25 protein-coding genes are annotated in these 23596 nt (G+C 72.2%); 16 read left to right on the top strand and 9 right to left on the bottom strand.

Annotation, left to right across the window (positions count from 1 at the left end; translation table 11 throughout):
- Nucleotides 1–32: 32 nt before the first annotated feature.
- A complete protein-coding gene (locus ACFXJ5_RS30905; RefSeq protein ID WP_384638265.1) occupies nucleotides 33–1490 on the top strand; it encodes a benzaldehyde dehydrogenase in 1458 nt (485 codons plus the stop codon).
- Here ACFXJ5_RS30905 and ACFXJ5_RS30900 read toward each other — a convergent pair.
- The gene (locus ACFXJ5_RS30900; RefSeq protein WP_384638263.1) at nucleotides 1478–1627 is read right to left on the bottom strand and encodes a hypothetical protein; all 150 of its coding nucleotides are present in this window, start codon (nucleotides 1625–1627) and stop codon (nucleotides 1478–1480) included. The two genes, ACFXJ5_RS30905 and ACFXJ5_RS30900, sit on opposite strands and share 13 nt — an antisense overlap.
- A 228-nt stretch (nucleotides 1628–1855) precedes the next feature.
- Between ACFXJ5_RS30900 and ACFXJ5_RS30895 the strand changes: the two genes are divergently transcribed.
- Nucleotides 1856–2674, top strand: a complete 819-nt coding sequence (locus ACFXJ5_RS30895; protein WP_384638260.1) for a FadR/GntR family transcriptional regulator — start codon at nucleotides 1856–1858, stop codon at nucleotides 2672–2674.
- Between the two features lie 62 nt (nucleotides 2675–2736).
- Here ACFXJ5_RS30895 and ACFXJ5_RS30890 read toward each other — a convergent pair whose 3' ends face one another.
- Together ACFXJ5_RS30890 and ACFXJ5_RS30885 are read right to left on the bottom strand one after the other, a co-directional pair.
- Nucleotides 2737–3075, bottom strand: coding sequence for an MmcQ/YjbR family DNA-binding protein (locus ACFXJ5_RS30890; protein WP_384638258.1), 339 nt, complete (start codon nucleotides 3073–3075; stop codon nucleotides 2737–2739).
- A 7-nt stretch (nucleotides 3076–3082) separates the two neighbouring features.
- The gene (locus tag ACFXJ5_RS30885; protein WP_384638256.1) at nucleotides 3083–3598 is read right to left on the bottom strand and encodes a MarR family winged helix-turn-helix transcriptional regulator; all 516 of its coding nucleotides are present in this window, start codon (nucleotides 3596–3598) and stop codon (nucleotides 3083–3085) included.
- A gap of 45 nt (nucleotides 3599–3643) precedes the next feature.
- Here ACFXJ5_RS30885 and ACFXJ5_RS30880 point away from each other — a divergent pair, with 45 nt between their 5' ends.
- Together ACFXJ5_RS30880 and ACFXJ5_RS30875 are read left to right on the top strand one after the other, a co-directional pair.
- Nucleotides 3644–4924: a multidrug effflux MFS transporter gene (locus ACFXJ5_RS30880; protein WP_384638253.1), complete on the top strand. Its 1281-nt coding sequence runs from the start codon at nucleotides 3644–3646 to the stop codon at nucleotides 4922–4924.
- Between the two features lie 106 nt (nucleotides 4925–5030).
- Nucleotides 5031–5630 carry a nitroreductase family protein gene (locus ACFXJ5_RS30875; RefSeq protein WP_384638250.1) on the top strand — a complete coding sequence of 200 codons (600 nt, stop codon included), beginning with the start codon at nucleotides 5031–5033 and terminating at the stop codon, nucleotides 5628–5630.
- A gap of 53 nt (nucleotides 5631–5683) precedes the next feature.
- Here ACFXJ5_RS30875 and ACFXJ5_RS30870 read toward each other — a convergent pair whose 3' ends face one another.
- Nucleotides 5684–7357: an IclR family transcriptional regulator domain-containing protein gene (locus ACFXJ5_RS30870; RefSeq protein ID WP_384638247.1), complete on the bottom strand. Its 1674-nt coding sequence runs from the start codon at nucleotides 7355–7357 to the stop codon at nucleotides 5684–5686.
- Nucleotides 7358–7534: 177 nt separating this feature from the next.
- Between ACFXJ5_RS30870 and ACFXJ5_RS30865 the strand changes: the two genes are divergently transcribed.
- The 10 genes from ACFXJ5_RS30865 (at nucleotide 7535) to ACFXJ5_RS30820 (ending at nucleotide 16984) form a co-directional block, all read left to right on the top strand.
- Nucleotides 7535–8305, top strand: coding sequence for a CoA transferase subunit A (locus ACFXJ5_RS30865; protein ID WP_384638244.1), 771 nt, complete (start codon nucleotides 7535–7537; stop codon nucleotides 8303–8305).
- Nucleotides 8305–8952, top strand: a complete 648-nt coding sequence (locus tag ACFXJ5_RS30860; protein WP_384638241.1) for a CoA transferase subunit B — start codon at nucleotides 8305–8307, stop codon at nucleotides 8950–8952. The genes ACFXJ5_RS30865 and ACFXJ5_RS30860 overlap by 1 nt, the downstream gene beginning before the upstream one ends.
- Nucleotides 8949–10163, top strand: coding sequence for a thiolase family protein (locus ACFXJ5_RS30855; RefSeq protein ID WP_384638238.1), 1215 nt, complete (start codon nucleotides 8949–8951; stop codon nucleotides 10161–10163). Before ACFXJ5_RS30860 ends, ACFXJ5_RS30855 begins: the two co-directional genes overlap by 4 nt.
- A gap of 11 nt (nucleotides 10164–10174) precedes the next feature.
- A complete protein-coding gene (gene pcaH, locus ACFXJ5_RS30850; RefSeq protein WP_384638235.1) occupies nucleotides 10175–10948 on the top strand; it encodes a protocatechuate 3,4-dioxygenase subunit beta in 774 nt (257 codons plus the stop codon).
- On the top strand, nucleotides 10948–11529 hold the full coding sequence (pcaG, locus tag ACFXJ5_RS30845) for a protocatechuate 3,4-dioxygenase subunit alpha (protein ID WP_384638232.1): 582 nt from the start codon (nucleotides 10948–10950) through the stop codon (nucleotides 11527–11529). Before pcaH ends, pcaG begins: the two co-directional genes overlap by 1 nt.
- The gene (gene pcaB, locus ACFXJ5_RS30840; protein ID WP_384638228.1) at nucleotides 11516–12916 is read left to right on the top strand and encodes a 3-carboxy-cis,cis-muconate cycloisomerase; all 1401 of its coding nucleotides are present in this window, start codon (nucleotides 11516–11518) and stop codon (nucleotides 12914–12916) included. The genes pcaG and pcaB overlap by 14 nt, the downstream gene beginning before the upstream one ends.
- A gap of 259 nt (nucleotides 12917–13175) precedes the next feature.
- Nucleotides 13176–14360, top strand: coding sequence for a bifunctional 3-oxoadipate enol-lactonase/4-carboxymuconolactone decarboxylase PcaDC (gene pcaDC / locus ACFXJ5_RS30835; RefSeq protein ID WP_384638225.1), 1185 nt, complete (start codon nucleotides 13176–13178; stop codon nucleotides 14358–14360).
- 5 nt (nucleotides 14361–14365) lie between these two features.
- Nucleotides 14366–15541 carry a 4-hydroxybenzoate 3-monooxygenase gene (locus tag ACFXJ5_RS30830; RefSeq protein WP_384638222.1) on the top strand — a complete coding sequence of 392 codons (1176 nt, stop codon included), beginning with the start codon at nucleotides 14366–14368 and terminating at the stop codon, nucleotides 15539–15541.
- A gap of 77 nt (nucleotides 15542–15618) precedes the next feature.
- Nucleotides 15619–16326 (top strand): molybdopterin-dependent oxidoreductase, encoded by a 708-nt coding sequence (locus ACFXJ5_RS30825; RefSeq protein WP_384638219.1) that lies wholly within the window; start codon nucleotides 15619–15621, stop codon nucleotides 16324–16326.
- Nucleotides 16313–16984: a cytochrome b/b6 domain-containing protein gene (locus ACFXJ5_RS30820; RefSeq protein WP_384638216.1), complete on the top strand. Its 672-nt coding sequence runs from the start codon at nucleotides 16313–16315 to the stop codon at nucleotides 16982–16984. The genes ACFXJ5_RS30825 and ACFXJ5_RS30820 overlap by 14 nt, the downstream gene beginning before the upstream one ends.
- On the opposite strand, the gene ACFXJ5_RS30815 is transcribed toward ACFXJ5_RS30820, so the two are convergent.
- The 4 genes from ACFXJ5_RS30815 to ACFXJ5_RS30800 form a co-directional block, all read right to left on the bottom strand.
- Nucleotides 16946–17884 carry a PDR/VanB family oxidoreductase gene (locus ACFXJ5_RS30815; RefSeq protein ID WP_384638213.1) on the bottom strand — a complete coding sequence of 313 codons (939 nt, stop codon included), beginning with the start codon at nucleotides 17882–17884 and terminating at the stop codon, nucleotides 16946–16948. The genes ACFXJ5_RS30820 and ACFXJ5_RS30815 overlap by 39 nt on opposite strands.
- Nucleotides 17881–18060, bottom strand: coding sequence for a hypothetical protein (locus tag ACFXJ5_RS30810; protein WP_384638210.1), 180 nt, complete (start codon nucleotides 18058–18060; stop codon nucleotides 17881–17883). Before ACFXJ5_RS30810 ends, ACFXJ5_RS30815 begins: the two co-directional genes overlap by 4 nt.
- Nucleotides 18057–19148: a Rieske 2Fe-2S domain-containing protein gene (locus tag ACFXJ5_RS30805; RefSeq protein WP_384638207.1), complete on the bottom strand. Its 1092-nt coding sequence runs from the start codon at nucleotides 19146–19148 to the stop codon at nucleotides 18057–18059. The genes ACFXJ5_RS30810 and ACFXJ5_RS30805 overlap by 4 nt, the downstream gene beginning before the upstream one ends.
- Nucleotides 19149–19250: 102 nt before the next feature.
- Nucleotides 19251–19664, bottom strand: a complete 414-nt coding sequence (locus ACFXJ5_RS30800; RefSeq protein ID WP_384638361.1) for a MarR family winged helix-turn-helix transcriptional regulator — start codon at nucleotides 19662–19664, stop codon at nucleotides 19251–19253.
- Between the two features lie 233 nt (nucleotides 19665–19897).
- On the opposite strand from ACFXJ5_RS30800, the gene ACFXJ5_RS30795 reads away from it, so the two are divergent.
- Entirely contained in the window at nucleotides 19898–21358 is a 1461-nt protein-coding gene (locus ACFXJ5_RS30795) for an aldehyde dehydrogenase family protein (RefSeq protein ID WP_384638204.1), read from the top strand.
- A 181-nt stretch (nucleotides 21359–21539) separates the two neighbouring features.
- On the top strand, nucleotides 21540–22646 hold the full coding sequence (locus ACFXJ5_RS30790) for an NAD(P)-dependent alcohol dehydrogenase (protein ID WP_384638201.1): 1107 nt from the start codon (nucleotides 21540–21542) through the stop codon (nucleotides 22644–22646).
- A 179-nt stretch (nucleotides 22647–22825) separates the two neighbouring features.
- On the opposite strand, the gene ACFXJ5_RS30785 is transcribed toward ACFXJ5_RS30790, so the two are convergent.
- Nucleotides 22826–23596 carry an IclR family transcriptional regulator gene (locus ACFXJ5_RS30785; RefSeq protein ID WP_384638198.1) on the bottom strand — a complete coding sequence of 257 codons (771 nt, stop codon included), beginning with the start codon at nucleotides 23594–23596 and terminating at the stop codon, nucleotides 22826–22828.

Here is a 23596-nt window from a genome sequence, read left to right as displayed (position 1 = left end):
ACCCACCCACCTCCAGCGGAAAGAGCACCGCGATGTCTCTCCTCGACCCCACGATCTGGTCCGGCACCCTCAACATCGGCGGCTGGTCACCTGGCACGGGCGGCGCCCACGCCGTCATCGAACCCGCCACGGGCGACACCCTGGAACACATCGGCCTCGCGGACGCGGACGACGTGGCGCGCGCCGCGTGCCGGGCCGCGGAGGCCCAGCCGGCCTGGGCGCGGGCCCCCTACACCGAGCGGGCCGCGGTGCTCCGCCGGGCCGGCGACCTGTTCGTCGAGAGGGCCGACGAGATCCAGGACTGGTTGATCCGCGAGGCGGGGAGCATCCCGGGAAAGGCCGCCTTCGAGACGGCGACGGCCGCCCAGGAGTGCTACGAGGCGGCGGCGCTGGTCTCCCGGCCGGTCAGCGACCTGCTGCAGTCCGCCGAGCCGCGCCTGAGCATGGTGCGCCGGGTGCCCGCCGGGGTGGTCGGCGTGATCGCCCCGTTCAACGTGCCCCTGATCCTGGCCATCCGCTCCGTCGCCCCCGCCCTGGCACTGGGCAACTCGGTGGTGCTCAAGCCGGACGCGCGCACCGCGGTCGGCGGCGGCGTGTCGATCATGCGGGTGTTCGAGGAGGCCGGGCTTCCCGAGGGCGTGCTGTGCCTGGTACCCGGTGGCGCGGAGGCCGGTGCGGCGCTCGTCGCCGATCCGCGGGTGCGGGTCATCTCCTTCACCGGCTCCACCGCGGCCGGCCGGAAGGTCGGCGCGGCCGCCGCCCACCACCTCAAGCGGGCCCACCTGGAACTGGGCGGCAACTCCGCGCTGGTCGTGCTGCCCGACGCCGACCTGGAGCGCGCCGCGTCCATCGCCGCCTGGGGCTCCTTCTTCCACCAGGGCCAGGTGTGCATGACCACCGGGCGGCACCTCGTCCACGAGTCGATAGCCGACGAGTACACCGAACGGCTCGTCGAGAAGGCCCGACACCTGCCTGTCGGCGATCCGGCCAAGGAACAGGTCGCTCTCGGCCCGGTCATCGACGCGGGCCAGCGCGACAAGATCCACCACCTGGTGCGGGCCAGCGTCGACGGCGGTGCCCGGCTGGCCGCCGGCGGCACGTACGAGGACCTCTTCTACCGCCCGACGGTCCTGACCGGCGTCACCGACTCCTCCCCGGCCTATACGGAGGAGGTCTTCGGCCCGGTCGCGCCCATCCGTACGTTCGCGAACGCGGACGAGGCGGTGGCCCTGGCGACGGCCAGTGCGTACGGACTGTCGCTCGGCATCCTCACCCGCGATGTGATGAGGGGCCTCGAACTCGCCGAGCGCATCCCCACCGGCCTGGTCCACATCAACGACCAGACCGTCAACGACGAGGCGGTCGCCCCCTTCGGAGGCGTCGCGGCCTCCGGTACCGGCTCCCGGTTCGGCGGTGTGGCCAACATCGAGGCGTTCACCGAGACGCGGTGGATCACGGCGCGGGCGGAAGCGGCGGTCTACCCCTTCTGAACCGACCGTCGGCGTTCCTGCTCGCCGGGGCGCATGAGCACCTCGCTCATGGCGACATGGCGGGGGCGGGTGACGACGTATCCGATGGTGTCGGCGACATCCTCGGGCGTGCGGTGGCTTGGTGGCGCGGTGGACACCGGCCCCCTTGCGGACCGTACGGCCGGACACCGAGCTGACGTTGACCAGGTCGGCGATCCGGCGCGGCCCGTCCGTCCATCGACCTGGCCGTCATCGAGAACACGGTGGTGCGGGAATAGGCTCAAGAGGAACCGAAGGCGAAACATTAATTTTCCCATAAAGCCAAGCACGCTGTTAGCCTTGACATCAAGCTACCAGGAGGATTAGCGCCCGGAGAGGCCGAACCGATGACCATGAACCAGCAGCAGCCCGGCAAGATCTACCGGAAAAGGGTCGCCGACCAGATCCTCGAAGACCTCCGGGGGCAGATCCTCAGCGGCGCGCTCCCGCACGGCGCGAAGCTGCCGTCCGAGCGTGAGCTGGCCGCGCAGTACGGTGTCAGCGGGCCGACCATTCGCGAGGCGATCCGGGTGCTCACGGCCATGGGGCTGGTCTCGTCCAGGAACGGGAGCGGCAGCACCGTGACCGCGCAGAGCGACACGCTCATCGCCGTGTCCATCGCCGCGGTCGTGCAGTTCGGGAAGATGGGCGCCCGCGACGTTTTCGGGCTCCTCGCCGTGCTCAACACCTACGCCGTCAGGCTCGGGGTGGAACGGGCCACCGAGGAGGAGATCGCGCAGCTGCGCGTGGCGGCCGAGCGCGCGGCGGTCACGGGCAGTGTCGATCAGGCGGCGGCCGAGCTGAAGGGCTTCTTCCACACCCTGGCCGGGCTTTCGCACCACCCGCTGCTGATCTCCCTGTGCCGGTTCATCACCGAGGTCCAGATCGGGTTCGCCGTCGAGTTGTCGGGCGGGAGTCTCGCCTCCTGGAAGCGGGTCGCCGGTGCCCTGCACGACACCCGGATGGACATCGTGGAGGCGCTGGAGAACCGCGATGCGGACCGCGCGGTGGAGTTGCTCCAGGAGTACCACCAGCGCGTCGTCGACCGTATCCAGAAGTCGCCGCGCGGCAAGGAGATGACCTCTTCCGACCCGGGGTTCTCCCAGCTGATGGCGTCGTTGCTGGCAAGCAATGTGGCCCTCGGCGGCGAGCCGGGGGAGAACTAGTGCCGTGACGGGCAAACGTTGCCGGGCGCAGCACTAGGCCGACGGGTGGCGAGCCGGGCCCGCTACGGCAGATGCCGGTCCGCGAGGTCGTCGGGGGCGGCCTGGCGCCAGGAGTCGGCCAGGATGTCGTAGAGCTCCTTGTCGTCCTCCAGTTCGGCCAGCCGGGCGCGCACCCAGGAGGAGTGCGCCTCGTGCGCAGGCACCCAGAACTTGTCCGGCTCGGAGGCGATCAGCTCCGCGCGGTCCACCTTGGGGCAGCGCACCGCGAAGGACGTCCCGTCGTCGGGGACGGTGGCGAACATCCGTCCGGCCACGTCGAAGGTGGGATGGTTCCAGCGCTCCTTCTCCACCGTCCGGGGCAGGGAGAGGGCGATACGGCGTACGTCGTCGGCGTCCAGCATGGGTACATCATCCGCCCGCAGAGCGGCGCTCCAATGCGGTGGCCAGCAGATTGAGCGCGGCCATGACCCGGTCCCGGTCTGGACCGAGGCCGGCCAGCAGATCGGCCTCGACCGCGAGTTGACGCGGGAACATCGCGTCGACCGCCTCCGCCCCCGCCTCGGTGATCGTGACGAGGGCCGCCCGGCGGTCGGCGGGATTGGGCTCGCGCGCGATGAAGCCGCGCTTCTCGAGCTTGGCCAGTGTCTTGCTGATCGCGGCCCGCGAGCACCGCATCCGGTCGGCGATCCGCCGGGCGATGAGGGGCTCGTCGCTGTGCCGCAGCTGCACCAGGACGTCCAGTTCGGGCGCGGTGACCGGCGCGGCCTCGTACAGCGGCTCCAGCGCGGCCTCGTACAGCCAGTGGATGCGCTTGATGGGGCCGATGACATCCATCGGGGAGGTGTCGAGCTCCGGGCGCGCGGCGGCCCATTGCTCGCGCGGGGTGTGCACGGTGAAGGGAGGGGGAGGGGAGATGCGGCTCATCGCTCCGACTTTGTTAACCAGTAGACTATTAGGTACGCTTCTTCCATGGTAGCCGCCCAGACCACCACCGAAGGTTCAACGACATCCTCCCCCGCAGCCCCGCCCAAGCGGGTTGCCGCGCTGATCGCTGTACTCGGTGCCCTGACCGCGGTCGCCCCGCTGTCCACCGACATGTACGTACCCGGCTTCCCGGAGATGGGCAGCTCCCTGCACGCGAGCGTCTCCGCCGTACAGCTGTCGATGACGGCCTTCCTGGCCGGCGCGGTCCTCGGGCAGATCCTCATCGGCCCGCTCAGCGACGGCCTCGGCCGCCGCAGGCTGCTGATACCCGGCACCGCCGCCTTCGCCGCGCTCTCCTTCCTGTGCGCCGTCGCGCCCAATGTCCAGATACTGATCGGAGCCCGCTTCCTCGAAGGCGTCGCGGGCGCGGTGGGCATGGTGCTGGCCCGCGCGGTGATCACCGACTGGTTCCGAGGCGCCGACATTCCCCGGTACTTCTCGATGCTCTCGATGGTCCTGGGCATTGCACCGGTCGCGGCGCCCGTCCTCGGCGGCGCGATCCTGTCGGTCTCCACCTGGCGGGCCACCTTCTTCGTGCTCACGGCGGCCGGTGTCCTGCTGCTCCTGGCCGTTCTGGCCAAGGTGCCCGAGTCGCTGCCGTCCGCGCGGCGTCGCGCGGTGGGCCTCGGGAGCACCTTCCGGGCCATGGGCGGGCTGCTCGGCCGTCGTACGTTCGTCGGCTATGTGCTGACGCTGGGCTTCGCCACCGCCGCGCTCTTCACGTACATCTCGGGGTCCAGCTTCGTCTTCGAGAACATCTACGGCGTCTCGGCGACCCAGTACAGCCTGATCTTCGCGGTGAACGCCCTCGGCATGCTGCTGTCCGGCGGCGCGTTCGGCGTGCTGGCCCGTCGGCTGCGGATGAACACACTGCTGAGCCTCGGCGTGTCGATAGCGGCGGCCGGTGTGATCGGGCAGGTCGTGTTCATCGCCACGGTCGGTGCCGGCCTCACGGGCACCTGGTGTTGCCTGTTCGTCGCTCTGGCGGGCATCGGGATGGTCTTCCCGGCCAGCATGAGCCTGGGTCAGACCCTGGGCCGGCACGCCCCCGGCACGGCGTCGGCGTTGCTGGGCGGTACGCAGTTCCTGCTCGGGGCGCTCGCCTCGCCGCTGGTGGGGCTGTTCGGCACGAGCAGTGCGACACCGATGGCCGCCGTCATGCTCGGCGCGCTGGCCTGCGCCGCACTGTCGCTGATCCTGCTGGCGCGTCCCTGGCAGGGGCACGGCGAGTTCCGCGAATCCCCCCACACTGTTGCAGCCGCGTGAAATCCCGGCGGTGGGCATGGCCGACGGGAATAGCCGCACGCCATGCTGCCGCTGATCGCAGCGAGTCCCCACCCGAACACCGAGCACCCCTCCAGGAGCCATCCGAATGTCCCGTAGCGCCGTCACCTCCGCCCCCGTGCACCCGCTGCTCGCCGAGCGCTGGAGCCCGCGCTCCTTCGACCCCTCGTACGAGATCACCGGCGGCCAACTCGCCTCGCTGCTCGAGGCCGCCCGCTGGGCGGCGTCGGCGCGCAACATCCAGCCCTGGCGCTTCATCGTCGGACGGCGCGGCGACGAGACGTACAAGGCCGTGCACGACGCACTGATCGGCTTCAACCAGGTCTGGGCCGGCAACGCCTCCGTCCTCATCGCCGCCGTCGCCGCCGAGCGGCTGGACGACGGCTCGGCCAACACGACGGCCGCGTACGACACCGGTCTGGCCGTCGCCCAACTCACCCTCCAGGCCCACGCGGAGAGCCTGCACGCCCACCAGATGGGCGGCTTCCTGCCGGAGCGGCTCACCGCGTCCTTCGACATCCCCGAGGGCTTCCGGCCGCTCGCCGTCATCGCCGTCGGTGCGCTGGCCGAGGCCGACAAGCTGCCCGACGAGACGCTGCGGGCCCGCGAGACCGAGACCCGGGCGCGCCGTCCGCTGGACGAGACCTTCTTCGCCGGCTCCTGGCAGACCCCGCTCGGCATCGGCTGACGTCCCCGCCATCCCCCCGGCCCTGCGGCCGCGTGCCGCAGGGCCGGCCCCGGTCAGGCCGGGGCGATCCGCCCGTACCGCCCGGCGATCTGCATGTCGGCCTCGATGCGCGCCGTCGTCTCCCGCAGCGGCGGCAGCAGGTCCTCGCGGGCGTGGTCGGCGGTGCTGCGGCTGGCGTGCGTCGAGACGTTCACCGCCGCCACGACCCTCCCGGTACGGTCGTGCACCGGGACGGCGATCGACCGCAGGCCCTCCTCCAGCTCCTCGTCGACGAGGACGTAGCCCTCCCGCTCGGCCCGTTCCAGGACCGCCGCGAGCCTGTCCGGTGAGGTGACGGTGTGCCGGGTGAGCGGCTTCAGCTCCGTACGGGCCAGCCGCTCGGCGCGCTCGTGCGCGGGCAGGCCGGACAGCAGGACGCGGCCCATGGCGGTGGCGTACGCGGGAAAGCGGGTGCCGACTGTGATGTTGACGCTCATGATGCGCACGGTGGGGACGCGTGCCACGTACTGGATGTCGTCGCCGGACAGGACGGCCATCGACGCGGACTCGTGCACCTGCCCGACCAGTTCGACCAGGTGGGGCTGGGTGATCTGGGGGAGTGTGAGCGCGGAGAGGTGGGCGAAGCCCAGCTCCAGGATGCGCGGGGTCGGCTGGAAGAGCCGTCCGTCGTGGGCGACGTAGTCCAGGTGTTCCAGGGTGATCAGTGAGCGCCGGGCGGTCGCCCGGGCGAGCCCGGTGGCCTCGGCGACGGCGGTCAGCGGCAGCTCGGCGTGGCCCTGGTCGAAGGCGGTCAGGACGGTGAGTCCGCGCGCGAGGGACTCCACGAACTCCGGGCCCAGTTCCTGCTTGGAGGCGCGGGTCCAGGCGGCGGGAGCCGAGCCGGCCGCCGGGGGAGCGGCGGGGGCGGAGGGTTCGGCGGGGGCGGCGAGAGCGGCCTCCATGGCGCCGACGGTCTGGCGCAGCCGGGGGAGCACCGCCTCGCGCAGCGATTCCGCGCTGTGCCGGCTGGTGTGGCTGACCACGCTCACCGCGCACACCGGGCGCCCCCGGGTGTCCCGTACCGGCATCGCGACCGCGACCAGGCCGGGCTCGATCAGCTGGTCGTCCGCCGCCCAGCCCTGCTCCCGCGCGTAGGCCGTTCGCCGCTCGAAGGAGCCGGCCGCGTCGGCCCGCCCGTGTGGCGGCACCGCAGGGAAGCCGCTGTCCGTCGGGTCCGCCGCGCGCCGGCGGTGCCACCGCTCCCAGTCCTCGCCGCTCCAGCCGGCCGCGAACAGCGCACCCGGCGCGCCGCGCTCGGCGGGCAGCAGGTCGCCGATGCGGAAGGTGAGCGACATGGCCCGGCGCCGGGTGGCCTGGTGGACGAAGCGCACCCCGTCCCGGTCGGGGACGGCGATCGACACCGACTCGTCGAGGCTGTCGGCGAGGGAGTCGGCGAGCGGGCCGAGCAGATCGGGGAGCCGGCAGGCGGAGAGGTAGGCGTTGCCCAGCTCCATCAGCCGGGGGGTGAGCACCGCGTCCCGGCCCTCGAGCCGCAGGTATCCGGTCCTGGCCAGGGTGCTGACGACCCGGTCGACGGTGGAGCGGGCCAGGCCCGTGGCCCGTACGAGATCGCCCACCGAACGCCGGCCGTCGGCGGCGGCGAGCTCGCGGAGCACGGCGAGGCCCCGGATCAGCGGACCCACGGCCTCCTGCGGCGGCGCCGCGTCGGCGGTGATGGGAGACGTCATCTGCTCTTTCCACAAGAGATCAAGGAGTGATGGGGGTCCCCCCGGACGGAGTCTGGGGGAGGAACAGTACTGGCACAAAGCGTTGACAGGGCAGATGCCTTCGGAACAGACTCTGCTGTAAGCCATTGTGAACTAAAGTTCACTGGACGAACAAGAGCTAACAGGAAAGGGCGACGGATGGACAAGGTGGTCGCCTCGGCCGCAGAGGCCGTGGCTGATGTCCATGACGGAGCGTCGATCGCGGTCGGCGGCTTCGGTCTCAGCGGCGTCCCGAATACGCTGATCGACGCCGTGCACGTCAAGGGCGTCAGCGGCCTGAGCGTGGTGTCCAACAACTGCGGCGCCATGGACTCGGGGCTGGCCGTGCTGCTCTCCGCGGGTCGCATAGTCCGCGTCACCGGCAGCTACATCGGCGGGAACAAGGAGTTCGCCCGCCAGTACCTGGGCGGCGAGCTGGAGCTCGAACTGATCCCGCAGGGCACCCTCGCCGAGCGGCTGCGCGCCGGAGGCTGCGGCATCCCCGCCTTCTTCACCCCGGCCGGCGTCGGCACCCAGGTCGCCGACGGCGGCCTGCCCTGGCGCTACGACGGCAACGGCGGCGTCGCCCTCGCCTCCCCGCCCAAGGAGGTCCGCGACTTCGACGGCACCGAATACGTCCTCGAGCGCGGCATCACCACCGACTTCGCCCTCGTACGGGCCGCCAAGGGCGACCGGCACGGCAACCTGGTCTTCAACAAGTCCAGCCGCAACTTCAACCCCCTGGCAGCCATGGCGGGCCGGATCGCCATCGCCGAGGTCGAGGAACTGGTCGAGCCCGGCGATCTCGACCCGGACCAGGTCCATCTGCCGGGCATCTTCGTCCAGCGCGTGGTGGCGCTCACCCCCGAGCAGGCCGCCGACAAGAAGATCGAGAAGATCACCGTCACGGCCAGGGAGGTGCAGGTCTGATGGCCTGGACGCGAGACGACATGGCCGCCCGCGCGGCCCGGGAACTGCGCGACGGCGAGTACGTCAACCTCGGCATCGGCCTCCCCACCCTGATCCCCAACCACCTCCCCGAGGGTGTCCACGTCGTCCTGGAGTCGGAGAACGGCATCCTCGGCACCGGACGCTTCCCGTACGAGGACGAGCTCGACCCGGACCTGATCAACGCCGGCAAGGAGACCGTCACGGTCCTGCCCGGCGCCTCCTTCTTCGACTCGGCCCTGTCCTTCGGCATGATCCGCGGCGGCCACATCGACGCCGCCGTGCTCGGCGCCATGCAGGTCTCCGCCGACGGCGACCTCGCCAACTGGGCCATCCCGGGGAAAATGGTCACCGGCATCGGCGGCGCCATGGACCTGGTGCACGGCGCCCGCCGCGTGATCGTCACCATGACCCACACGGCCAAGGACGGAAGCCCCAAGATCCTGGAGAAGTGCGAGCTGCCGCTCACCGGCAAGGCCTGCGTCGACCGGATCATCACCGACCTCGGCGTCCTGGACGTCACCGAGGACGGCCTGGTGCTGGTCGAGACCGCCCCCGGCGTCACCGTCCAGGAGATCGAGCAGAAGACGGCCGCCAAGGTCCGCATCGCCGAAGGGATCGTCCGATGAGCTTTCGCCCACGTGATGTCTACATCGTCGACGCCGTCCGCACCCCGGTCGGCAAGTACACCGGCGCCCTGTCCTCGGTCCGCCCCGACGACCTGGCCGCCCACGCCATCCGCGAGCTCCTGGCGCGTACCCCCGGCCTCGACCCCGCCCGCATAGGCGACGTCTACTTCGGCAACGCCAACGGCGCCGGCGAGGAGAACCGCAACGTCGGCCGGATGGCCGGCCTGCTCGCCGGGCTCCCCGTCACCGTCCCCGGCGTCACCGTCAACCGGCTGTGCGCCTCCGGCCTCGAAGCCGTCATCCAGGCCGCCCGCGCCATCGCGCTCGGCGACCTGTCCATCGCCGTGGCCGGCGGCGTCGAGTCGATGACCCGGGCCCCGTACGTCCTGCCGAAGAACGACCGGCCCTTCCCGGCCGGGCACACCGAGCTGTACTCCACCACCCTCGGCTGGCGCATGGTCAACCCGAAGATGGACCCGCAGTGGACGGTGCCGCTCGGCGAGAGCGCCGAACTGATCGCCGAGAAACACAAGATCACCCGCGAGCAGCAGGACGAGTTCGCCCTCGCCTCGCACCGCAAGGCCGCGCAGGCCTGGGACCAGGGCCTGTTCGACGACGAGACCGTGCCGGTCCCCATCCCGCAGCGCAAGGGTGACCCGGTCGTCTTCGCCCGCGACGAATCCGTGCGCGCGGACGCCTCCCTGGCCGCCATGGCCAAGCTCAAGCCGTCCTTCCGCAAGGAGAACGGCACCGTCACCCCCGGCAACGCCTCCCCGCTCAACGACGGCGCCGCCGCCCTGCTCCTCGTCGACGAGGAGGGCCTCAAGGCCACCGGCCGTGAGCCGCTCGCCCGCGTCTCCGCCACCGGCGTGTCGGCCATCGAGCCGCACTACTTCGGCCTCGCCCCCGTCGAGGCCGTGAACCGCGCCCTGGCCCGCGCGGGCAGGACCTTCGACGACCTCACCACGCTGGAGCTCAACGAGGCCTTCGCCGCCCAGGTGCTCGGCTGCGTCGCCGAATGGCCCGAGTTCGACCCGGCGATCCTCAACCCGCGCGGTGGCGCCATCGCCATCGGCCACCCGCTCGGCGCCTCCGGTGCCCGGCTCGCCGGCTCCGTCGCCCACCAGCTCAAGGCGGCGGGCTCGGGCACCGGCGTGGCCACCCTCTGCATCGGCGTCGGCCAAGGCCTCGCCCTCGTCCTGGAAAGGTAGGAAAGCCCCGCATGACCACCCCCCTCACCCAGGGCGACATCAGCGCCGAGATCGCCGACGAGCGCGAGGCGTACGCCAAGCGCATCGCGGACGGCGCGCCCGTGGAGAACCACCCCAGCCGCGGCTACGCCCCGTACCGCAGCAGCGTCCTGCGCCACCCCAAACAGCCGCTGGTCGCCGTCAACGGCGACCCCGAGGCCGTCGAGCTGTCCGGACCCGCCTTCGGCGCCACCGACGTCACCGCTCTCGACCACGACCTCACCCAGCAGCACCACGGCGAGCCCCTCGGCGAGCGCATCAAGGTCACCGGCCGCGTCCTCGACCGCGAGGGCCGTCCCGTACGCGGCCAGCTCATCGAGATCTGGCAGGCCAACGCCTCCGGCCGCTACGCCCACCAGCGCGACGACCACCCGGCCCCGCTCGACCCCAACTTCACCGGCGTCGGCCGCACCCTGACCGGCCCGGACGGCGAGTACGAGTTCGTCACCATCAAGCCCGGCGCCTACCCGTGGCGCAACCACGTCAACGCCTGGCGCCCGGCGCACATCCACTTCTCGCTCTTCGGCACGGCGTTCACCCAGCGCCTGGTCACCCAGATGTACTTCCCCGGGGACCCGCTCTTCGCGTACGACCCCATCCTGCAGTCCGTCACCGACGAGTCCGCGCGGGCTCGCCTGGTCGCCGCCTACGACCACGACCTGTCCACCCCCGAATGGTCGCTCGGTTACCGCTGGGACATCGTCCTGGACGGCCCCGCCGCCACCTGGATCGAGGAGGGCCGCTGATGTCTCTCGCCCCCACTCCCTCGCAGACCGTAGGCCCCTTCTACGGCTACGCCCTCCCCTTCGCCAAGGGCGGCGACATCGCGCCCACCGGCCACCCGGACACCATCACCGTCCACGGCTACGTCTACGACGGCGCCGGCCTGCCCATCCCCGACGCCATCGTCGAGGTCTGGCAGCCCGCCCCCGACGGCTCCCGCACCGGCGCCCCCGGTTCCCTGCGCCGCGACCCGGTCAACGGCGAGGTCATCGGCCGCGACGGCGTCGCCTTCACCGGCTTCGGCCGCATCGCCACCGACGCCGACGGCCACTACGTCATCCGTACGCTGCCGCCGGGCGGAGCCCCGTACCTGTCGCTCATCGTCTTCGCGCGCGGCCTTCTCCACCACCTGTACACCCGGGCCTACCTGCCCGAGCTGACCGACACCACGACCGACCCGCTGCTCACCTCGCTGAGCCCCCAGCGCCGGGCCACGCTGCTCGCCACGCCGGACAGCGGCGGCGCCCCCGGGGTCCTTCGTTTCGACATCCGTCTGCAGTGCGACGGTGTGCATGAGGAGACGGTCTTCCTTGCCTTCGACTGACCCCGCCGAGGACCTCGGCCTGCTCTCACCGGGGCGGGCCGGGTCCGAAGCAGAAGCCGCCACGGGCGACGCCGCGTACGTACGCGGCATGCTCGACGCCGAGGCCGCGCTCACCCGCGCCCAGGCCGCGCTCGGCCTCGCGCCGGCCCTGGCGGCGGCCGCCGTCACGGCGGGGGCCGCCGACACCGGCCGCTACGACGTACGGGACCTGGCGCTGCGGGCCCGCGCCGGCGGCAACCCGGTCATCCCGCTGGTCGCCGACCTCACGGCCGCCGTCGCCGAGCGCGACGCGGAAGCGGGCGCCTACGTCCACCGCGGCGCGACCAGCCAGGACATCCTCGACACCGCCGCCATGCTGGTCGCCTCCCGCGCCCTGGCCCCGGTCCTCGCCGACCTCGACCGCACGGCCGCCGCGCTGGGCCGGCTCGCCGCCGAGCACCGCGACACGCCGCTGCCCGGCCGCACCCTGACGCAACACGCCGTCCCCACCACGTTCGGGCTGAAGGCGGCCGGCTGGCGGGCCCTCGTGCTGGACGCCCGCGACCGCCTCGCCGCCGTCCGTGCCTCCCTCCCGGCCCAACTGGGCGGCGCGGCAGGCACCCTGGCCGCCTTCCAGGCCTTCGCCGAGGCCGACGCAGTGGTCCCCGAAGGCGACGGCACCGACATCGGAGTACTGCTGCTCGCCGCCTACGCCGCCGAGACCGGCCTCGCCGAACCCGCGCTGCCCTGGCACACCCTGCGCACCCCCATCGCCGACCTCGCCGGCGCGCTGGCCTTCGCGGCGGGCGCCCTCGGCAAGATCGCGGCCGACGTGCTGCTGCTGTCCCGCACCGAGATCGGCGAACTCTCCGAAGGCACCGGCGGCGGCTCCTCCGCCATGCCCCACAAGGCCAACCCCGTGCGCGCCACCCTCATCTCCGCCGCCGCCCGCCAGGTCCCGGCCCTCGCCTCCGTCCTCTACGGCTCCCTCGCCGCCGAGGACGAACGCCCCGCCGGCGCCTGGCACGCCGAATGGCAGCCGCTCCGCGAAGCCCTCCGCCTCGTCGGCGGCGCCGCCCGCGACGCCGCCGAACTCGCCGAAGGCCTCCGCGTCCACCCCCACCGCATGCGCGACAACCTCGACGCCACCGACGGCCTCATCGTCTCCGAGCACCTCGCCGCGGCCTTCACCGCCCTGATCGGCCGCGGCGAGGCCAAATCCGCCCTCGCCCGGGCCGCCCGCCGCGCCGTCGAGGAGGGCCTCGAACTCGACGAAGCCCTCCTGGAAGAGCCCGCGCTCGCCGGCGTCCTCCCCAAGGAACGCCTCCGCGAACTCACCGACCCGGTGAACTACTTGGGGTCGGCCGGTGCGCTTGTCGACCGCGCGCTGCGGCGCGCCGCGCCATGACCGGGTTGTGGGAGAACGTTCCGCAAGGCGGAACGGGCTGGCACAACCCGGCCACGGGCCTGAGGCCGCCGACGCACCCTCGGCCACCCGCCGTGGGGCTGCGGGCGCGTTGCCGGGTGCGGCCGGGCTGGGCCAGCCCGCTCCGCCTCAGGCGAGCGGCCTACCCCCAACCCGGAGCCCCCGGTCACCGGCCCGCAGCCGGCCGAAGCAAGCGAAGCGCCCGTGAGGGCGGCGAAAGAGATCGGCCCGAGGAGAGCGTATGACCACCCTGCTGCACCACCGCGTGGACGGCGCCGACACCGCACCTCCGCTCATCCTCGGCCCTTCCCTCGGCACGTCGCTCGCCGTCTGGGACGCCCAGGTGCCCGCGCTGGCGCGCACGCACCGCGTGGTCCGCTATGACCTGCCGGGGCACGGCGGCTCGCCGGCGCGGCTCGTCCAGGCGGGAGCCACCATGGGTGACCTCGGGCGGCTGGTCCTGGAGCTCGCCGACAGCCTCGGGATCGAGACGTTCGCGTACGCAGGCGTGTCGCTCGGCGGAGCCGTCGGGACGTGGCTGGCCGTCAACCACCCGGACCGGATCGGCAGCCTCGCGCTGATGTGCACGTCAGCCCGGTTCGGGGAGCCGGCCGGCTGGCAGGAGCGTGCCGCCCTGGTCCGGGCGGAGGGCACGGACCCGGTCGCGGGCTCCGCCGCCGGGCGCTGGTTCACGCCGGACTTCGTGGGGGAGCCGGCCGCAGAGGCGCTCGTGGCCGACATGCGGGCCGCCGACCCGGAGGCGTACGCGGCCTGTTGCGACGCGCTGGCCGCATTCGACCTGCGCGCGGAGCTGCCGAAGATCACCGCGCCGACCATCGTGATCGCGGGCCGCGAGGACCCGGCCACCCCGCCAGCCCACGCGCGTGAGCTGGCCGACGGGATCCCGGGGGCGAGCCTCACCGAGGTCGCGCACGCGTCCCACCTGGCCAATGTCGAACGCCCCGCGCCCGTACTGGCCGCGCTGCTCGGCCACTTCGCCGCCAACCCGGCCCGCCCCAGCGACGACGGCACGAGGTACGGCGCCGGAATGGCGGTCCGCCGGGCCGTCCTGGGCGACGCGCACGTCGACCGGGCCGTGGCCCGCACCACCGCCTTCACCTCGGTGTTCCAGGACTTCATCACCCGCTACGCGTGGGGCGAGATCTGGACCCGCCCCGGCCTGAGCCGTAAGACCCGAAGCTGCATCACGCTCACCGCGCTGGTCGCGCACGGCCACCACGAAGAGCTGGCGATGCACGTCCGTGCCGCGCTGCGCAACGGCCTCACCCCCGACGAGATCCAGGAAGTCCTGCTCCAGTCGGCCGTCTACTGCGGGGTGCCCGCGGCCAACGCCGCGTTCGCCATCGCCAACCGGATCCTCGAAGAAGACCAAGAAGACCGAGAAGACCAAAAAGAGGGGCACTGATCCTCATGCACACCACCGTCGGCATCATCGGCGGCGGCCCGGCGGGCCTGCTTCTCGCCCGTCTGCTGCACAACTCGGGCATCGACTGCGTCGTCCTGGAGAGCCGCGATCGCGCCTACGTCGAGCACCGCCAGCGCGCCGGCATCCTGGAGCAGTCCACGGTGGACGTGCTGCGCTCCTCCGGCGCCGGCGAGCGGCTCGACCGTGAGGGCCTGGTCCACGACGGCATCGAGCTGCGCTGGGACCGCAAGGCACACCGCATCGACTTCCCCTCCCTCACCGGCGGCCGCCGCGTCTGGGTCTACGCCCAGACCGAGGTCTGCAAAGACCTGATAGCTCTGCAGCTCAAGGACGGCGCCCCGCTGCTCTTCGAGGCCCAGGTGCGGGCCGTCGAGGGCGCCGACACTGACCGCCCCGTGATCCGCTACACCCACGAGGGCCAGGACAAGACCCTCACCTGCGACTACGTCGTGGGCTGCGACGGCTTCCACGGCGTCGCCCGCGACGCGGTGCCGGAGAGCATCAAGAAGACGTACGAGCGCGTCTACCCGTACTCCTGGTTCGGGATCCTCGCCGACGTCCCGCCGTCCAGCGACGAGCTGGTCTACGCCCACTCCGAGCGCGGCTTCGCGCTGCTGAGCATGCGCTCCCCGTCGGTCAGCCGGCTCTACCTCCAGGTTCCCAACGGCACCGACCCGGCCGACTGGCCCGACGAGCGGATCTGGGACGAGCTCGACGCCCGCTTCGCCATCGACGGCGACTGGACCCTGCAGCGGGGCCCCATCACCTCCAAGGGCGTACTGCCGATGCGCAGCTTCGTCTCCGAGCCGATGAGCTACGGCCGGGTCTTCCTGGCCGGCGACGCCGCGCACATCGTGCCGCCCACCGGTGCCAAGGGCCTCAACCTCGCCGCCGCCGACGTCATCGTCCTGGCCAGGGCCTTCGCCCACCTGAAGGACACCGGCTCCGCCGAGCTGCTCGACGCGTACTCCGACACCTGCCTCAAGCGCGTCTGGCGGGCCGAGCACTTCTCGTACTTCATGACCAGCACGCTGCACACCGACCCGAACCAGAGCCCGTTCGAGACCCGGCTGCAGATCTCCCAGCTCGACCGGATCGCGTCGTCCCCGCACGCGGCCGCCGAACTCGCCGAGAACTACGCGGGCTTGCACATCGGCTGAGCCGGCGGTCCTTACCGTCCTATTACGGCCTTCCGGCGATCATGGGAAGCCCTGGAACAAGGTCTAGTGTGGGCGGCATGGAAGAAAAGGGCGCGCCGGTCGGCCGGCGCGTGATGCTCGGCATGATCGGGCTCGGCGCGGCGGGGGTCGCGTTCGGGTCCAAGCTGCAGGGCGGGCTCGACTCGGCGCTGTCGGCGGTCAGCAGCAAGGACCCCACCGGGGTCACCGGTCTGCTGCCCGGTGGGGGCGGCTTCCGCTTCTACTCGGTGGCGTCCTCCATTCCCCACCGATCCGAGACGGACTACCGGCTGACGGTCACCGGCCTGGTGGACAAAGCGGCCACCTACCGGCTCTCCGACCTGCGCTCCATGCCGCAGACCCGCCTGGTGCGCGACGTCCAGTGCGTCACCGGATGGCGGGTCGACAACACCCCCTTCGAAGGCGTGAAGCTCTCGCATCTGCTGGACCTGGCGGGCGTGCGCGACGAGGCCACCGCCGTCCGCTTCACCTGCTTCGACGGCGCCTACAGCGAGAGCCTGACCCTGAAGCAGGCCCGCCGCGACGACGTCATCGTCGCCCTCAAGATGCAGGGACAGGCGGTCACGAACGCGCACGGCGGTCCGGTCCGGCTCTATGTCGCGCCGATGTACTTCTACAAGTCGGCCAAGTGGCTGTCCGGGATCGAGGTCACCAAGGGTGTCGAGCCCGGCTACTGGGAGCACTACGGCTACGACGTCGACGCCTGGGTCGGCCGCTCCAACGGACGCAGCGATGACTCCACCTGACAAGGCGGCCACCGGCCGCCGTATCCGCCGCTTCACCCCGGCCGAGCACTGGGTGCACCGCACCACGTCCGCCCTGATGCTGATCTGCCTGGTCACCGCGGCGATGCTCTATCTGCCCGCGCTCGCCGAGATCGTCGGCCGGCGCCGCCTGGTGGTCACCGTCCACGAATGGGCGGGCATCATGCTCCCCGTCCCGGTCCTGGCCGGGCTCGTCTCACGGGCCTTCCGCCACGACCTGAAGCTGCTCAACCGCTTCACCTCGTACGACTGGGGCTGGCTGCGTGACGCCATGCACCGCAGGCCCGAATCGCTGCGCCTGGCGGGCAAGTTCAACGCCGGACAGAAGGTGTACGCGTCCTTCGCGGCCGGCGCCGCGCTGGTGATGATCGGCACCGGCCTGATGATGTGGTTCCCGAACATGGTGGTGGTCACCCTGCGCACCGGGGCCACCTTCGTCCACGACTGGCTGGCGCTGGCCATCGGGGTGGTCGTCATCGGCCACATCTGGATGGCCGCACGCGATCCCGAGGCGCGCCTCGGGATGCGTACGGGCTTCGTCACCCCGCAGTGGGTCCGCGACCATCACCCCAAGTGGCAGCACGGCGGGGACGCGGGGGACTCAGAGGTCAAGGACAAGCCGCGCACCCCGGCAGCGTGACACGCAGATCATCATCGTCTCGCCCGCGGCCTGCTCCTCGGCCGTGAGCACCGAGTCCCGGTGGTCCGCCTCGCCCTCGACGATGTCGGTCTCGCACGTGCCGCAGGTGCCCTCCGTGCAGGAGTACAGCACCTGGACTCCGGCGTCCTGAACGGTGTCCAGGATGCTGCGCCCCGGCGGCACCGTCAGCGTCAGCCCGGACTGCTGAAGCACCAGCTCGAATGCGTCCGAGGCGGCATCGGGATCCGCCGCCTTCGCCTGGAAACGCTCCGTGTGCGCGGTGCAGCGATCCTCCACGGCGTCCAGCAGCGGCCCCGGGCCGCAGCAGTAGACCAGCGTCTCCGGGCCGGGGGAGCCGAGGTACCCGGCCAGGTCCAGCAGACCCGTCTCGTCCTGGGGGGCGACCCGCACCCGGTCCCCGTACGCGGCCAGCCGGTCCAGGAAGGCCATCGAGCCGCGCGTCCGGCCGCCGTAGAGCAGCGACCACTCGGCGCCGGCGGCCTCGGCGGCGGCCAGCATCGGCAGGATGGGGGTGATCCCGATGCCGCCCGCGACGAAGAGGTAGCGGGCGGCCGGTCGCAGCGCGAAGTGGTTGCGGGGGCCCCGGACGCGTACGGATGTCCCTTCCGTCAGCTTGTCGTGGACGTACGCCGATCCGCCGCGCCCGGCGGGCTCGCGGAGCACCGCGACGGTCCAGGCGGTACGGTCCGCGGGGTCGCCGCACAGCGAGTACTGACGGACCGGTCCGGCACCGTTGCCCAGGACCAGGTCGATGTGGGAGCCGGGCTCCCAGGCGGGCAGCGGCTCACCGGCCGGGTGCCGCAGGGTCAGCGAGACCACGCCCGCCGCCTCGTCGGTGCGGGTGGTGACGACGACTTCGGCCTCGTGTTCCGGGGTCACCGGTCCTCCTTGCTGTCAGGGCTCTCGTGGCCCACCGGGTGGGCCAGCATCCAGTCCCACATCTCCACCGGGTCCTGCCCGTCGCGCTCGGCCCCGCAGTGGCAGATGCCGTGCAGCCAGTCGGTCCCCGGCACCCAGTCGATGCGGTAGACCTCGGCGGTGTGCGGGCGGCTCATCGCGTCGCCGGAACCGGGTCCGGGTCCGGGGCCGCGGCGGTGGGCGCGGGCTGCTCGCCCTCGGCCGCGAGGCGGGCCAGGATGCGGCGGGCGGCGAGGCCTCCGGTGTCGATGTTGATGCTGAGCTCCTGGTAGCCCTCGGGTTCGGTGTCCAGGGTCTTCTGCAGCAGGTTCAGCGCGTCGACGTCCTGGATGACGACCTCGCGGTTGAAGTCGTGCAGGAACGTCGACATCTCCTCGTCGCCGTGCCCGAAGTCCCGGGAGACGGACCAGAAGTCGTACACGTGCTTGTCGGTCGACGGGGTGATCGCGTACGTGATCTCCACGTGGAAGGCGTCCGGGTCGGTGCCGTCGGCGTTCGGCAGCACGCCCTTGGGGGCGATCCGGCTGTGCAGCAGGTACAGGCAGGGGGCGTGGTATTCGATGTCCTGCCAGCGGGTGATGCGGCCCTGGATCCCGGTCGAGCGGGAGTAGAAGGGCGGACAGGCGGCGTCGTCCATGTGCCGGCTGACCCGCACGATGCCCGCGCCCTCGTCGACCTCGGTGGTCATCGGCGTCTCGGCGACCTCGGGGGTGCCGATGTAACCGCCGTGCAGATACGTCTCGTGGGACAGGTCCATCAGGTTGTCCACGAGCAGCCCGTAGTTGCCGTCGATCGGCTCCATGCCGCCGACGGTCGTCCACTTCCCGGTGTCGGCCAGGTGCGGCGCCCGGGGGATGGTGGTGGCGTCCGCCAGCGCGGGGTCGCCGATCCAGACCCACACGAAGGAGTCCTGCTCCACGACCGGGTAGCTGCTGACGCGTGCCGTGCGCGGGACGCGCTTCTGGCCGGGGACGTAGACGCAGGTGCCGGTGGTGTCGTACGTGAAGCCGTGGTAGCCGCAGACCACCTTGTCGCCGTCCAGACGGCTTGCGGACAGCGGGAAACGGCGGTGTACGCAGCGGTCGGCGAGGGCGACCACCTCGCCGGTGTCTTCGGTGCGGTAGAAGGCGATCGGCTCGTTGAGGATCGTACGTCCGAGCAGCTCACGGCCGATCTCGCGGCCGTATGCCGCGACGTACCACTGGTTCCTGGCGAAAGCGGTCATGGCGGGTCCCGTCATCGTTGACGCTGTGTGAGGAACACGATGGGGAAGCGCGCCGAGACCCGGCAATGGACCTTCCGCCCGGCGGAAGCCGGGCCTGGAATGTCAGTGCGGCGGCTCCTGCGCGAGAGCGGCCCGGCAGCGGTTGAGGTAGTCCTCCAGATCGGTCCGCTCGCGGGGGTTGAGTCCGCCGAGCATCCGCTGTTCCAGCGTGTCCATGGCCGCGTCGTACGAGGCGAGCAGCTCGTGCCCGGCGTCGGTGAGGCTGATCAGCAGCACCCGGCGGTTGTCCGGGTCGCGGCGGCGGGAGATCAGGCCGCGCCGCTCCAGGCCGGTGACCATGTCGGCCATGGACTGTGCGGTGACGAAGGAGTTGCGGGCCAGCTGCGCGGAGCTGAGCCCGTCCCGGCGGCGGAGGACGGTGAGGGCGGTGTACTGCAGCGCGGTGATGCCGACCGGCTTGAGCAGCTCGTCCATGTGGGCGCGGGCGGCGAGTTCGACCTGTTTGACGGCGTACATCAGCGAGGGGCGCGGGAGAGGGGGGACCTCCTGCGCCGATCCGTCGCCGGACGTGCTCACGGTGCGCGTGGTCACGTGTGTCCTCCACTGCTCGACATTCAGACTTCCTGATTATCCCTACCCTCTTGCGTTCGGTGCCATGGGAGCGTAATCATCAGGAAACCTGTTGGTTGCAGTGGCGCGGCCGGCATCAGCGCGGTGCGCCCACACGGCACCGGGAAGGCGAGCGGGCCATGTCCGTGAACAGGCCTACGATCGAGCCGGGCAGGCTTTTCATCGACGGCGAATGGCGCGAGGCCGAGGCCAAGGGTCGTCGTGACATCACCGACCCCTCCACCGGCAAGGTGATCACCACCGTGGCCGAGGCGGACGCCTCGGACGTCGACGCGGCGGTCACCGCCGCCCGCAGCGCCTTCGACGACGGCCCCTGGGCCCACACCCCGGGACGCGAGCGGGCCCGCATCCTGCACCGCGTCGCCGACCTGATCCGCAAGCGCGAGGACGAACTGGTCGCCGTCGAGAGCCTGGACGTCGGCAAGCCGGTCTCCCTGGCCCGTGCCGTCGACGTGGCGACCGCCGCCGAGGAGTACGAGTACTACTCCGCGATGGCGCAGAGCGTCGACGGGGCGACCCGGCAGATCCCGATCCCCTCGCACGCCTACACCCGCCGCGAGGCACTCGGCGTCGTCGCCGCGATCACCCCCTTCAACTTCCCGCTGATCCTGAGCAGTTCCAAGCTCGCCCCGGCTCTCGCGGCAGGCAACACCGTGGTCCACAAGCCCGCCGAGGAGACCCCGCTCAGCGCCCTGCTGATGGCCGAGATCCTCGCCGAGGCCGGTGTGCCCGACGGCGTGCTCAACGTCGTCACCGGCGGCGGGGCGGTGGTCGGCGAGGCCCTGCTGCGCCACCCCGGCGTCAACAAGATCGCCTTCACCGGCTCCACGAAGATCGGCCGCCACGCCGCCGCCACGGCGGGCGAGGCGCTGAAGTCGGTCACCATGGAGCTGGGCGGCAACGCGGCCAACATCGTCTTCGAGGACGCCGACCTGGAGAAGGCGATCGGCGCCGTCATCAAGGGCTTCGTCTTCAACAGCGGCCAGTTCTGCATGGGCGGCCCCCGCCTTCTGGTCCACCGCTCCCTCCACGACACCGTGCTCGGGATCCTGGAGGGCGCCGTCGCGGGCGTCCCGGTCGGCGACCCCTTCGACCCGGCGACCGTCGTCGGCCCGATGGCCGGTCTGCGGCACCTGGAGAAGGTCGAGGAGTACGTAGGCCTCGCCAAGGCGGAAGGCGGCCGCATCGTCGTCGGCGGCGAGCGGCTCGACCTCGACGGCGGCTACTACTACAAGCCCACCGTCATCGCGGGCCTCGGCAACGACTCCCGCGTCGTGCAGGAGGAGATCTTCGGGCCCGTCCTCACCGTCCAGCCCTTCGACACCGAGGACGAGGCGGTGGCGCTGGCCAACAGCACCCCGTACGGCCTCGCCTCCGGCTTCCAGACCCGGGACCTCACCCGCGCCCACCGCGTCGCCGCCCGCCTCCAGGCCGGCATCGTCTGGGTCAACGACTGGGCCATGCTCGACCCGGCCATCCCCTTCGGCGGCGTCAAGCAGTCCGGCTTCGGGCGCGAGTACGGCCCCGAGGCGCTGGAGTCGTACACCCGGGTCAAGTCCGTCGTCATCAACCTCTCCTGACGCCGCCCCTCGCGGGCAGTCCTCCCCCAAGCACTTCGTGCAGGGGGACCCCAGCTCCGGGACGGCTGCGCCGTGCCCAGCCGGGCTACGGCGGCGCCGCCGCCCGCAGACCGGCGGACGGGACCCGGCCCCACCCTGTCCGCCGCCACGTCCCCGCCACGCCCCTCCGTAGGAGTCACGCATGACCCTCACCACTGCCGCCGCCGTCGTCGAGTCGGCCGGCGCGGGCTTCACTCTTTCCGAGGTCGAACTCGCCGACCCGCGCCCCGACGAGGTCCTGGTCCGCATCGTCGCGGCCGGCGTCTGCCACACCGATCTCGGCGTCGCCGCGGGCGCCCTGCCCTTCCCGCTGCCCGGAGTCCTGGGCCACGAGGGCGCCGGCGTCGTCGAGGCGGTCGGCTCCGCCGTCACCCGGGTCCAGCCCGGCGACCAGGTGCTGCTGTCCTTCACCTCGTGCGGCACGTGCGCCAACTGCCGCGACGGCCACCCGGCGTACTGCGCGACCTGGCTCCCGCTCAACCTCCTCGGCGGTACGCGGGCGGACGGCACCGCCACGGTCAGCCGGGGCGGCGAGAACCTGGGCGGTCACTTCTTCGGCCAGTCCTCCTTCGCCCGGCACGCCCTCGTGGACGAGCGCAGCCTCGTCAAGGTCCCGGCCGACGCCCCGCTGGAACTGCTGGCCCCGCTCGGCTGCGGCGTCCAGACCGGCGTCGGCGCCGTCTGGAACGTCCTCCAGCCCCGCCCCGGCGACGCCATCGTCGTCACCGGTGCCGGAGCGGTCGGCCTCTCCGCCATCATGGCCGCCCGCCTCACCCCGGCCACCCGCATCATCGCCGTCGACCGCGTCCCCGAGCGCCTCGCCCTCGCCCGCGAGCTGGGCGCCACGCATGTCGTCGACGCCAGGGAATCCGACCTCGCCGAGGCCGTCGCCGACCTGACCGCCGGCGCCGGTGCCAACGGCGTCGTCGAGACCACCGGCAACACCGGCGTCCTCGCCTCCGCCATCGGCACCCTCGCCGCCCGCGGCACCGCCGTCATCGTCGGCGCCCCCGCCTTCGGCGCCACCGTCCCCGTCGACGTCAACTTCATGATCCCCGGCCGCAGGATCGTCGGCCTCACCCTCGGCGACAGCGAAACCCAGTCCCTCATCCCCGTCCTCGTCGACCTCGTCGCGTCCGGACGGCTGCCGGTCGACCGGCTCGTCAAGCACTACAAGTTCGAGGAGATCGCGCAGGCCGTCGCCGACGTCACCGCCGGCGCCACCATCAAGCCCGTCCTCCGCTTCTGACCCCGGCGGGCCTTCCCCCAGACCCCCGGTCATCCGGGTTGTGGGAGTACGTTCCGCAAGGCGGAACGGGCTGGCACAGCCCGGCCACGGACCCGCACCGAACAACGCACCCGTCCGGGGCCCAGGGGCAGCGCCCCTGGTTCCGGGAAGGGGCGGGGTGGGGGAGAGGAGCGAACCCGCTAGCCCGCCGCTGGCGTGGGCGCGGGTTGCCAGCCCAGAGTGCGGGAGATGCCCCGCGCGGCGACCCGGACGGCAGGGATCAGCGCCTGCGTGTGCGCACCCTCCACCGGGACGACCACCGACACGGCCGCCACCACATCCCCGCGCGGCCCACGCACAGGCGCGGCCACCGACAGCGCGTCGTCCGTGATCTGGCGGTCGCTCACCGCGCAGCCCGTGCGGCGGACGTCGGCCAGCATGCGGCGCAGCCGGGCCGGATCGGTGACGGTGAAGGGCGTGAAGGACGCCAGAACACCGCCGCACACCTCCTCCTGGAGGGCGGAACTCCCGTGGGCGAGGAGGGCGAGGCCGACGCCGGTGGCGTGGAGCGGCCAGCGGGCGCCGACCTGGCTGCGTACGCCGACGGCGGAGCGGCCGGAGAGGCGCTCGATGTAGACGACTTCCAGGCCGTCGCGGACGGCGAGGTGGACGTTCTCGTGGGTGGCCTCGTACAGGTCCTCGAGGAAGGGCATGGCGGCCTGCCGCAGCCCGATCCCCCGCGGGGAGAGCGCGGCGAGCTCGTACAGCCGCAGGCCCACGTGATAGGCCCCGGAATCGTCGCGCTCCAGGGCGCCCCAGCCGGTCAGGGTGGCGACGAGCCGGTGGGCCGTGGTGAGCGTGAGGCCGGCCCGGTTGCTGATCTCGGTGAGGGTGAGGGAGGGATGCCGGTGGTCGAAGGCGTCGAGTACGGCGAGCAGCCGCTCGGCGGCGGTACGTGCGGCGGCCGGCAC

Source organism: Streptomyces sp. NPDC059373, assembly GCF_042751495.1.
GTDB lineage: Bacteria > Actinomycetota > Actinomycetes > Streptomycetales > Streptomycetaceae > Actinacidiphila.
The sequence above is the reverse complement of the archived record's forward strand: the minus strand, read 5'-3'. Positions and strand labels throughout refer to the sequence as shown.